This is a genomic window from Streptomyces sp. NRRL S-495 (assembly GCF_000966955.1).
Classification (GTDB): Bacteria; Actinomycetota; Actinomycetes; order Streptomycetales; family Streptomycetaceae; genus Kitasatospora; species Kitasatospora purpeofusca.
The window spans coordinates 1-11,285 of the sequence record NZ_JZWY01000148.1 but is presented as its reverse complement, the minus strand read 5'-3'; the positions used below and the strand labels follow the sequence as shown (position 1 = coordinate 11,285).

Sequence of the window (11,285 nt, the reverse complement as noted above, 5' to 3'; positions counted from 1 at the left end):
CCGCGATCACCCACCAGGCGCGACGGACGACAAAATGTCCTAGTCGGTGGAACATGCTCGTGATGCCTCCTGGGCATGGTTCACCGCAGCCCTCGGGGGACGGGACGTCGGGCGACGGATCGGATCGGCCCGACTTGTGCGGGGCACAGGTCTAGCCGGTCGGCAGGTAAGTACTCAGAGAGGCTCATCCTACGGTCACTTGCTAGCCGACCGGCAAGCAGTTTTCCCCGTGACCCCGTTGCCGCAGTGCGACCCCCTCGGGGGCGCCACGAAGTGCCCCCGAGCCATTTTCGCGTGCGGAGGACCGGTTTGACCTCGTACTCGGGGTGGAGACGGCTCCCCCTCAGGGTGGAGCTTGCCCCCCTGACCCCAGGAGGAGATATCAGGGTTGCCTGGTAGGGAAAACCCCACCCCGTCCCCCAGGAAGACCACAGGGAGCACTCCCCCGCCAGCCGGATACCCCGTCAGCACCCGCTTCCCTACTGTCGATCACGACGCCGGACCGCACCCGGCGCCGCACTCCGGCGGCCGACCACCGCCGTACACCCGGCCCGCGCCCGCCACCGGCGCCGGCCGCTCTTCCAGGGGGAACCGTGAACACCAAGCCCGGCATGGCCGCCGCCATGGGCGCCTGGAGCGCCCGGCACAGAAAGACCGCCGTCTTCGGCTGGCTGCTGTTCGTCGTCCTCGCCACCTTCCTCGGCGGCCTGCACGGCAGCACCCAGGTCGACGAGGCCGAGGCCATGCCCGGCCAGGTCTCCCGGGCCGCCGAGATCCTCGACCGGGCCGGACTCAAGTCCCCCTCCACCGAGACCGTCCTGATCCAGAGCACCGACCGGACCGCCGACGCCCCCGCCTTCCGCGCCGTCGTCGACCAGGTGATCGCCGGGGTCAACGGCACCGGCAAGGCCGGCGACGTCCGCTCCCCCTACGACACCAAGGCGGTCTCCGCCGACGGCCGCTCCGCGCTCGTCCAGCTCACCGTGAAGGGCGACCACGAGGAGGCCACCGCCAACGTCGGCGCCGTGGTCGACGCCGTCGCCGCCGTCCAGAAGCAGCACCCCGACCTCACCGTGGTGGAACTCGGCGACGCCAGCTCCGGCAAGTGGATGGACGAGCAGTTCGCCGACGACTTCGCCCGCGCCGAGTGGACGGCCGTCCCGCTCGCCCTCGGCATCCTGCTGGTCGCCTTCGGCGCGCTGGTCGCCGCCGTCCTGCCCGTCCTGCTCGCGATCACCGCCTTCGTCGCGGCCGGCGGACTCGTCGCCCTCAGCAGCGGAATCCTGCACACCAGCAACAGCGCCAGCTCGGTGATGCTGCTGGTCGGCCTCGCCGTCGGCGTCGACTACTGCCTCTTCTACCTGCGCCGCGAACGCGAGGAGCGGGCCGCCGGGCGTGACCTCGACACCTCGCTGCGGATCGCCGCCGCCACCAGCGGCCGGGCCGTACTGGTCTCCGGCGTCACCGTGGTGATCGCGATGGCCGGCATGTTCCTCACCGGCATCGCCGAGTTCAAGGCCATGGCGTACGCCACCATCGTGGTCGTCGTCACCGCCGTGCTCGGCTCGCTCACCGTGCTGCCCGCACTGCTCTCGATGCTCGGCGACCGGGTCGACAAGGGCCGGGTGCCCTTCCTCCACCGGCTCCGCCGCCCCGACGCCGCCACCACCGGCGGCCGGTTCTGGAACGCCGTGCTCACCCCGGTGCTGCGCCGTCCGCTGGCCGCCGCCGCCCTGTCCGGCGCCGTCCTGATCGGCCTGGCCGCGCCGCTGCTCACCATGCACACCGCCAACCTGACCTTCCAGCAGCAGCTGCCGAAGGGCAACGAGCTGGTCGCCGTCTCGCAGAAGATCGAGGCGGCCTTCCCCGGCAGCCCCGCACCCGCCTCCGTGGTGATCAAGGCCACCGACATCGACTCCCCCGCGATGACCGCCGCGATCGCCGACCTCAAGGCCCGCGCCCTGGCCTCCGGCCGGATGCACGGACCGGTCGACGTCACCGTCCACCCCGAGCAGAACGTCGCCACCGTCGACATCCCGCTCAACGGCAGCGGCAACGACGCGGTCAGCAACGCCGCCCTGCGCACCCTGCGCGAGGACCTCGTGCCCGCCACCGTGCTCGCCGTGCCCGGCACCGAGGCCCCGGTCACCGGCCGCACCGCCGGCTCCTACGACTTCAACGCCAAGATGACCGGATCGATGCCGGTGGTCTTCGGCTTCGTGGTGGTCTTCGCCTTCCTGCTCATGCTCACCTCCTTCCGCTCGCTGGCCGTCGCCGGCACCGCCGTGGTGCTCAACCTGCTCTCGGTCGGCGCCGCGTACGGGATGCTGACGCTGGTCTTCCAGCACGGTGTCGGGGCCTCGCTGCTCGGCACCGAGGGCGTCGGCGCGGTCGAGTCCTGGGTGCCGCTGTTCCTCTTCGTGATCCTCTTCGGCCTCTCGATGGACTACCACGTCTTCGTGGTCTCCCGGATCAAGGAGGGCCGCGACCGGGGCCTGCCCACCCGGGCCGCGATCGCCCACGGCATCCGCTCCACGGCCGGGGTGGTCACCAGCGCGGCCGTGATCATGGTGGCGGTCTTCGCGGTCTTCGGCACCCTCTCCATGCAGGCCATGAAGCAGATGGGCGTCGGCCTCGCGGTCGCGGTGCTGATCGATGCGACGATCATCCGCGCGGTGCTGCTGCCCTCGGTGATGACCCTGCTCGACGAGCGCAACTGGTACCTGCCGCGCTGGCTCGCCTGGCTGCCCGACTTCTCCCACGGCGAGACCGTCCCGCCGCTCGGCGCCGGTGCCCCGCTCGCCCCGGCCGCCGCCACCGCCGAACCGCACGTCCCGCAGGCCCGGCACCGCCGGATCGGGGTCTGACCCTTCCCCTTCGGGGCCCCGGGCCCGCAGACCCCGGACGACCGCCGGGCCCCGCATCGCGCGGGGCCCGGCACCCGTTTGCCAGAATGATCGACCGTCCTCACCCGGCTGTCACGAAGGAAACCGACCCTCATGCTCCGCTTCGACGAGGGGCGGGCGCGGCTGCTGCTCGCCCGTGCCTGCGAGTCCGCCGGCCTGCCCGACCCCGCCGACGCCCGGCTGCTCGCCCTCGGCGAGAACGCCGTCTTCGACCTCGGCGACCCGGCCGTGGTCGCCAAGGTCGGCCGCGCGCCCGAACTGCACGACCGGGCCCGCCGTGAACTCGCCGTCGCCGACTGGCTGGCCGGCCACGGCGTCACGGCGTCCCGGTGGTCCGCCCCTACGACGCGGTGCCCGCCGGACCGCGGCTCGCCGACGGTCACCCGGTCACCTTCTGGCACCGGCTCGCCCCCGCCGAGCGGCCCGCCCGCCCGGTGGACCTCGCCCCGCTGCTGCACGCCGTGCACCGGCTGCCCGACCCGCCGTTCGCCCTCGGCCGCCGCGACCTGCTCGCCCCCGTCGAACGCTGGCTCGCCTCCGCCGAGGGCCATGTCGACCCGGCCGACGTCGACTTCCTGCGCGACCGCCGGGACTCCTTCACCGCCGCGGCGGACGAGCTCGTCCCGCACCTGCCGACCGGGGTGATCCACGGCGACGCGCTGCCGCGCAACGTCCACGTCGGTCCGGACGGGCCCGTCCTGCTCGACCTGGAGTTCGTCGCGCACGACCTGCGCGAGCACGACCTGGTGGTGCTCGCACTCAGCCACGACCGGTACGGCGTGCCGGACGAGGACTACCTGGAGTTCACCGGGGCGTACGGCTGGGACGTGCGCGAGTGGCCCGGCTTCGCGGTGCTGCGCGGGGCCAGGGAGACGGCCAGCGCCTCCTGGGTCGCCCAGCAGGCACCGGGCAACCCGGCGGCACTGGCCGAGTTCCGGCGCCGGGTGGACTCGCTGCGGACGGGCGCCACCGAGGTGCGCTGGTACCCGTTCTGACCACGCACCGGGCGGCCGTGCCGGCGGCCGCCCGTGAGCCGGTACGCCCGTACGCCCGTTCAGCGGTACGCCCGTTCAGCGGTACGCCCGTTCACCGGCAAGCCCTGCACTCCGCGCCATGGCCACCGCCGCCCTCGAACGCCTCGCCGCCCTGCACCGCGAGGGCTCCCTCGACGCGGCCGGGTTCACCGCCGCCAAGGCCCTGCTGCTGCTGCGGACCGGGCTCAGCGCAGGGGCCAGCGGGGGTCTATGACCGCCTCCGGGTCCTTGGCCCGGCGCAGCCACGCCTGGAGGTCCTCGGCCCAGGCCCGGTGCCAGTCGATCTGACGGGCGTGGAGTTCGGCCACCGGGACGTCCCCGACCTGGTCCGGGTAGCGCTCGGCGAGGGCGACCGCGACCCGGACGGCGGCGAGGGCGTCACTGCCCGCCTCGTGGGCGTCGGTCAGCTCGACGCCGTACACCTCGCAGACCCGCTGCAGGGTCCGGGAGCCCTTGCGGTACTTGTCCACCGCGCGGTCGATCACCAGCGCGTCGAGCACCGGCACGACCGGCCCGCCGAGCCGCTCGGCCAGCGCCGGCAGCCCGTGCCGACGCAGCTCGGCGTCGAGCATCGAGAGGTCGAACGGGGCGTTGAACGCCACCACCGCCCGCCCCTCGGCGAGCCGCGCGCACAGCGCGCCGGCTATCTCGTCCACCGCCTCCTTGGCGGGCCGCCCCTTGGCCCGCGCCAGGTCGTCCCCGATCCCGTGGATCGCCGCCGCCTCGGCGGGGATCGGCACCCCCGGGTCGAGCAGCCACCCGGTGGCATCCAGCCGGCGGTCCCCGACGGTGTCCACGAGGGCGGCCGTGACAATCCGGTCCACGGCCGGGTCGGTACCCGTGGTCTCCAGGTCGAAGCCGACCAGTGGCTGCTGCCACCAGCTCATAGGAATGCGTCCTTCCGTCCTCCACTCGAACAGCCCCTATCATCACCCGCCCCTCCGACAATCCGGCCCCTGGGTCCGTCCCCGGGCGCCCGGCGCGGGCCCCGGTCCCCCGGTCAGGCCGGGGCGAGGAGGGTGCGGCCGAGCCAGTCGGCGGCGTCCTGGGCACCGGGGAGGACGTAGAAGTAGCCGCCGCCGGTGGGGCGGAGGAAGCGGGCGAGGGGTTCGTCGATCAGGCGGGTCTGGACGGTCTCGAACTGGCGGGCGATGTCGCGCTGGTAGCAGCAGAAGGCGAGGCCGAGCTCGGGGACGCCGCCCGCGTCGAGACCGCGGTCGTAGTTGAAGGCGCGGCGCAGGATCCGGTCGGCGCGGGTGGCGTCGGTGCGGGGGTTGGCGAGCCGGATGTGGGAGTCGAGGGCGGTCACGGCGCCGTCCGGGTCCTGGGTGAAGTCGGGGGTGTCGCCCTCCTTGGTGCGGCCGAGCGGGGCGCCGTCGGACTTGCGGCGGCCGATGATCCGCTCCTGCTCGCGCAGGGGCAGTTCGTCCCACGGGACGACCAGGGTGCGGATGGCGCGGATCACCTGGTAGGTGCCGCCGACGGCCCAGGCCGGTCCGCCGGCGTCGGCGCCGACCCAGACCAGGGCGTCCATCTGCTGGGCCGAGCCGGTGTCGGGGTTCTGGATGCCGTCCTTGAAGCCGAGCAGGTTGCGGGCGGCGCCGGTGGGGCGGGCGCGGTTCTGGTAGCCGTCGAGCTGCCAGCGCGGGCTGAGCGACTTGCTGGTGGCGCGCAGCAGGTCGCGGATCGCGTGCTGGACGGTGTCCCGGCTGGTGGCGCAGACCTGGAGGGAGAGGTCGCCGTGGCACTCGGCGGGGCGCAGGCCGTCGTTGGGGAAGGCGCGCATCGCGGTGAGCCCGGCGGGGCGGGCGTCGGCGAGGCCGTAGCGGGCGTCGAAGAGGGAGGCGCCGACGCCGACGGTGACGGTGAGGTCGTCCGTGGGCAGAGCGGCGGGGCCGAGGGTGCCGCTGTCGGAGGGCGCGGCGCCGGGGCCGAGGTCGGGCGGGGTGCCGCCGTCGGTGAGGAAGCGGATCCGGTCGGTGAGGGTGCGCAGCAGGGCGGCCAGCGCGGCCCGGTCGTTGACGTGGACGTCGAGGGCGAGGAAGGTGCCGTAGCCGGGGGGCGGGTTGAGGATGCCGGCCTGGTGGACGCCGTGGAAGGGGATCCGCCCGGTGGTGGCGACGGGTGCGCCCGGGGCGGGGCCGCCGGCGCCGAGGGTGAGGGCCCCGACGGCGCCGGCGCCGAGCGCGGTGCGGACGAAGGTGCGGCGCGAGGTGCCGGGGGCGCCGGGCTCGGTCGTGTGCTGACTGGTCAACGGCGGGCCTTCCGGGGCGGCGGAGCACAAGGGGGAGGCGGGCCCGGAACCGGGCCGCTGATCATGGAATCGACGCTAGCAACGCCTACCCCGGCCCGCCTCCGCTCGCCGCCCGGAAGGGGGAGCCGCACGGGCCCTACCGGCGGAAGGCGAAGCCGCCCCGGACGAGGTGGAGGCCGGGGTCGGTCGGGGCCTGGCAAGCGGTGGCGGCCGGTGGGGCGGTCGGCTCCGCCGGGACGCCGCTCCAGCCGACCCGCAGCCGCCCCTGCTCGTCGTGGCGGAAGCCGAGGGCCACCTCGGGGTGCCAGTCGCTCGGGAACGGCGGCACCGGGTCGAGGCCCGGGCCGGCGGTGTAGGTCACCGAGTCGACGGTGCCGGTGAGGACGACGGTCCCGTCCCGCTCGGTCAGGCAGTCCACCCGGATCTCGGCCCGGGCGGTGAACTCCCGGTCGGTGCCCCGGTCGAAGACGTGCTGGATGGTGGCGTGCCCCCGGCTCCCGGTGGACGGGCGCCCGGTGGTGCGGGCGTCCACGCCCAGGGTGATCAGCTGGCTGGGCTCGGGGACCGGCCCGAACAGGTCGAGCCTGGCCCAGCCGTGCAGGCTCGCGCTCGACCGCTCGGTGCCCGAGAACGCCGGGGCGGATGCCGGAGCGGACGCCCCGGCAGCTGCCGTGGACGCCGGGGCGGCGGCGGCGAAGGTCGGGGTGGCGAGCACCAGGGCGCTCGCCGTCACGACGCCCAGCAGGAGTGTGCGCATGGTCGGACCTCGGTTCCTCGGAGGGTGGCCGGGCCGCTCCGGCCCGGTACTTCCAAGGTGCCGGTCGCGGTACCCGCGCCACTTCCGTCGCGAGAGGGACCGTCTCCCCCGCCCGGGGGAGACGGGGGTCAGGACGACGGGGGTCAGGACACCGGGCGGGAGTCCGCCCAGATGCCCTCGAACTCCTCGCGGTAGACCTCCAGCAGCCCGGCGTCCGTGCCGCCCGGCTCCTGGCCGGCGCCGCCGCGCAGCACCAGGGCGGGCGACTCCATGCCGCGGGCGCGCCGCAGGTACGGCTGGACGACGCCGAGGTCGCGGGTCTGCCGCCGGCCGCCGGGGGCCGTCGCTCCCGCCGGCGTGCCCTCGACCAGGTAGGCGGTGAACCTCGGGGTCTCGTCGAACACCCGGATCTCGAAGCCGCCCTGGTCGCGCAGCGCGGCGCGGACCCGGCGGACGTGCAGGATGTTCATCTGGATGGAGCGGCCCAGCTCGCCGCGTCCGAGCCCGAGTTCGCGCTCGCGGCGGCGGACGGCGCTGCTGGCCGGGTTGAGGAAGAGCAGCCGGACCCGGCAGCCCTCGGTGGCGAGCCGGACCAGCCGCTTGCCGGTGTAGTTCTGGCAGAGCATGCCGAGGCCGATGCCGAGCGCGTCGAGCCGCCGGGCGCCGTCGAGGAGGTCCTCGACCGGCAGGTCCCGCTGGAGCCGGACCCGGTCGGGGTGGACGGCGACGACGTCCGCGTACCGGCCGGCGACCAGGGACTCGACCACGTCCGCGGGCACGGCCCCGGTGCCGCCGTCGAGCAGGGCGAGCAGCCGGGCGGCGGCCCGTTCGGCCTGGGCGAGCACGGTCGGGGTGAGGACGCGGTTGCGGGAGACGACGTGCCGGGCGACCTCCAGCTCGTCGAGGGCCAGCTCGATCTCCCGTCGGTCGGCCAGGTAGGGCTCGAAGCAGGGCCAGTGCTGGACCATCAGTTCGCGCAGCTGCGGCAGGGTGAGGAAGACCAGCGGGTCGTCGTCGGCCGGGTCGAGCAGGTAGCCCTTGCGGCGGCTGACCTCGCGGACGGCGCCGGCCCGGTGCGCCCACTCCTCGCCGGCCGGCCCGGCCGCGGCGGTGACCCAGTCCTCGCCGTGGGCGGGCGCGTAGATCGGGTGCAGCACCTCGTCGACGAGCGAGCGGAGCCGCTGCTCGACCAGGTTGAGCCAGACGTAGGCGCGGCCGGAGAGCCTGACCCGCTGGTAGGCGTCCTCCCACTCGGCGCCGGACCAGGCGAGCGCGGGGACCTCCACCGGCCCACCCTGGGCGGGGACGAGCGAGCGCCCGCCGGTCAGGGCGGGGCGCATGACCACCGTCGGCGCCTCGCTGCGGGCGCCGCCACGGTCGGGGCCGCCGGGCCCACCGCCACGACCGCCGGCGGGGAACACCATGCGCACCTCACCTGGTTCCTGTCGTGAGCCGGCCGGGGCCGCTCGGAGCTGTCTGCCTGTCTGCCTGTCCGCCGTCCGACCGGTCGGACGCTCGGCGTACCGGGCGACCGGACGACCGGTCGGCGCACCGCCGACGCACCGCCGGTTCGCCGACGGTTCGCCTGATGGATCGCCATGAGTCCCGAACAGTCGGACGATCAAGGGTACTGCCCGCCGCGAACCGCCCGCAGCCGGTTGGGGCACGGCGGCGGCCGGGTCGCCGGGACACCCCAACCGTCTCACCCGCCCCGCCCACCACGAAAGCCCCTCGACGGAGCCGCAACGGCGCCACGGCCACTCGTGACGGCTCGTGACGACGCGCGCGGACACCCGTTCGGGCGAATACGGCACAAATGGACCCGCCGCCGGGGGAAGCGTCGGGGAGTATGCGGACTGTGCCGCCGTGTGCCGTGGGTCACGGTGCCCGAGCGGCGCATGCCCGGCCGCAAGGCCGGGAAGAGAGTGCCTCCGAGGTCCGGGCCCGACCATCGGACTCCACATCAGTTCTCCTTCTACGCAAGGAAGTTGAGGAACCATGCAGGTCTGGCCAGGGACCTCCTACCCCCTCGGTGCCACCTACGACGGGGCCGGCACCAACTTCGCCGTGTTCTCGGAGAGCGCCGACCGGATCGAGCTCTGCCTGCTCGACGAGGACGGTTCGGAGTCCTCCGTCGAACTGCGCGAGACCGACGCCTTCGTCCGGCACGCCTACCTCCCGGGCGTCCAGCCGGGCCAACGCTACGGATTCCGCGTCCACGGCCCCTACAACCCGGGCCTCGGCCAGCGGCACAACAGCGCCAAGCTGCTGCTGGACCCGTACGCCAAGGCGATGAGCGGGAACATCGACTGGGACGAGTCGGTCTACGGCTACCACTTCGGCGCCCCCGAGCGCCGCAACGACCTCGACTCGGCCCCGCACACCATGCACTCGGTGGTGATCAACCCGTACTTCGACTGGGGCACCGACCGGCCGCCCCGCACCGACTACCACCGCACGGTGCTCTACGAGGCCCATGTGAAGGGCCTGACCAAACTGCACCCGGGGATCCCCGAGGAGATCCGCGGCACCTACGCGGGCGTCGCCCACCCCGCCGTGATCGAGCACCTCGCCAAGCTCGGCGTCACCGCGATCGAGCTGATGCCGGTGCACCAGTTCGTCCGCGACCACCGGCTGCGGGACCTCGGGCTGGCCAACTACTGGGGCTACAACACCATCGGCTTCTTCGCCCCGCACTCCTCCTACTCCTCCACCGGCGACCGGGGCCAGCAGGTGCAGGAGTTCAAGTCGATGGTGAAGGCGCTGCACGCGGCCGGCATCGAGGTCATCCTCGACGTGGTCTACAACCACACCGCCGAGGGCAACCACCTGGGCCCGACGCTCTCCCTGCGCGGCCTCGACAACGTCTCCTACTACCGCCTCGCCCGGGACCAGCGGTTCTACGAGGACACCACCGGCACCGGCAACAGCCTGCTGATGCGCAGCCCGCACGTGCTCCAGCTGATCATGGACTCGCTGCGCTACTGGGTCACCGAGATGCACGTCGACGGCTTCCGCTTCGACCTCGCCGCCACCCTGGCCCGGCAGTTCCACGAGGTGGACCGGCTCTCCTCGTTCTTCGACCTGGTCCAGCAGGACCCGGTGGTCTCCCAGGCCAAGCTGATCGCCGAACCCTGGGACCTCGGCGAGGGCGGCTACCAGGTCGGCAACTTCCCGCCGCTGTGGACGGAGTGGAACGGCATGTACCGGGACACCGTCCGCGACCTGTGGCGCGGCGAGAACGCCACCCTCGCCGAGTTCGGATCCCGGCTCACCGGCTCCTCCGACCTCTACCAGGACGACGGCCGCCGCCCGATCGCCTCGATCAACTTCGTCACCTGCCACGACGGCTTCACCCTGCGCGACCTGGTCTCCTACAACGACAAGCACAACGAGGCCAACGGCGAGAACAACCGGGACGGCGAGTCCTTCAACCGCTCCTGGAACTGCGGGGTCGAGGGCCCCACCGAGGACCCTGGCACCGAGGAGCTGCGGGCCCGCCAGCAGCGCAACTTCCTCGCCACCCTGATGCTCTCCCAGGGCGTGCCGATGCTCTCCCACGGCGACGAGCTCGGCCGCACCCAGCACGGCAACAACAACACCTACTGCCAGGACAACCCGCTCAGCTGGGTGCACTGGCCGACCGGGGACGGACCGGACGCCCGGCTGCTGGAGTTCACCCAGGGCATGGTCTGGCTGCGCCGCGACCACCCGGTGTTCCGCCGCCGCCGCTTCTTCCACGGCCGCCCGGTCCCGGGGCGGCCCACCGGGGAGGGCGGCGGGGCCGGCGCGTACGAGGACCTCACCGACATCGCCTGGTTCACGCCCGCCGGGGAGGAGATGACCAAACGCAACTGGGGTGCCAGCTACGCCAAGTCGCTCACCGTCTTCCTCAACGGCTACGCCATCTCGGAGCCGGACCGGCGCGGCGGGCGGATCGTCGACGACTCCTTCCTGCTGATGTTCAACGCGCACTTCGAGCCGCTGGAGTTCACCGTGCCGGCCGGGCACGGGCAGGAGTGGCAGGTCGTGGTGGACACCGCGCAGTCCCGGCTGCCCGCGCCGGGGACGGGCCCGGTGGTCAAGGCCGGGGACGTGCTCTGGCTCACCGACCGCTCGCTGATGGTGCTGCAGCGCCCGGCCTGAGTACCGGTACCTGCGGTGCACCGGTGTGCCGACGGCCCTTGCGCAGCCGCCGTCGCACGGGCCACCGTGGTCCCCGGGGAGGCCGGAGCCTGCCCGGGGACCGGGACCGAGGGGCGGCGGGGGCGATGGCGGGCGATCGGACGACCACGGCGGAGTTCCTGCTCGGGACGCTGCTCTCCGTCCCGGGG

General features: G+C 73.8%; 7 protein-coding genes and 1 pseudogene. 4 read left to right on the top strand and 4 right to left on the bottom strand.

Going from position 1 to position 11,285, the window contains the following annotated elements:
- The first annotated feature begins 611 nt into the window (after positions 1 to 611).
- The 3 genes and pseudogenes from VR45_RS10245 to VR45_RS50020 all read left to right on the top strand — a co-directional run bounded on the left by VR45_RS10245 (position 612) and on the right by VR45_RS50020 (position 4,154).
- Complete coding sequence (locus tag VR45_RS10245) at positions 612 to 2,867, top strand: MMPL family transporter (protein WP_045939378.1); 2,256 nt, start codon at positions 612 to 614, stop codon at positions 2,865 to 2,867.
- Between the two features lie 132 nt (positions 2,868 to 2,999).
- Positions 3,000 to 3,901, top strand: a pseudogene (locus VR45_RS10240) (aminoglycoside phosphotransferase family protein).
- 118 nt (positions 3,902 to 4,019) lie between these two features.
- Positions 4,020 to 4,154: a hypothetical protein gene (locus tag VR45_RS50020; RefSeq protein WP_286163160.1), complete on the top strand. Its 135-nt coding sequence runs from the start codon at positions 4,020 to 4,022 to the stop codon at positions 4,152 to 4,154.
- Here the strand turns inward: VR45_RS50020 and VR45_RS10235 are convergent.
- From VR45_RS10235 to VR45_RS10220, 4 genes are all read right to left on the bottom strand, one after another.
- Positions 4,126 to 4,827, bottom strand: a complete 702-nt coding sequence (locus VR45_RS10235; RefSeq protein WP_045939376.1) for an exonuclease domain-containing protein — start codon at positions 4,825 to 4,827, stop codon at positions 4,126 to 4,128. The two genes, VR45_RS50020 and VR45_RS10235, sit on opposite strands and share 29 nt — an antisense overlap.
- A gap of 113 nt (positions 4,828 to 4,940) precedes the next feature.
- Entirely contained in the window at positions 4,941 to 6,194 is a 1,254-nt protein-coding gene (locus VR45_RS10230; RefSeq protein WP_045939375.1) for a Dyp-type peroxidase, read from the bottom strand.
- Between the two features lie 136 nt (positions 6,195 to 6,330).
- The gene (locus VR45_RS10225) at positions 6,331 to 6,951 is read right to left on the bottom strand and encodes a hypothetical protein (RefSeq protein WP_045939374.1); all 621 of its coding nucleotides are present in this window, start codon (positions 6,949 to 6,951) and stop codon (positions 6,331 to 6,333) included.
- Between the two features lie 143 nt (positions 6,952 to 7,094).
- Positions 7,095 to 8,291, bottom strand: coding sequence for an SAV2148 family HEPN domain-containing protein (locus VR45_RS10220; protein ID WP_045939377.1), 1,197 nt, complete (start codon positions 8,289 to 8,291; stop codon positions 7,095 to 7,097).
- Between the two features lie 658 nt (positions 8,292 to 8,949).
- Between VR45_RS10220 and glgX the strand changes: the two genes are divergently transcribed.
- Complete coding sequence (glgX, locus tag VR45_RS10215) at positions 8,950 to 11,097, top strand: glycogen debranching protein GlgX (RefSeq protein WP_045939373.1); 2,148 nt, start codon at positions 8,950 to 8,952, stop codon at positions 11,095 to 11,097.
- The last annotated feature ends 188 nt before the right edge of the window (positions 11,098 to 11,285 follow it).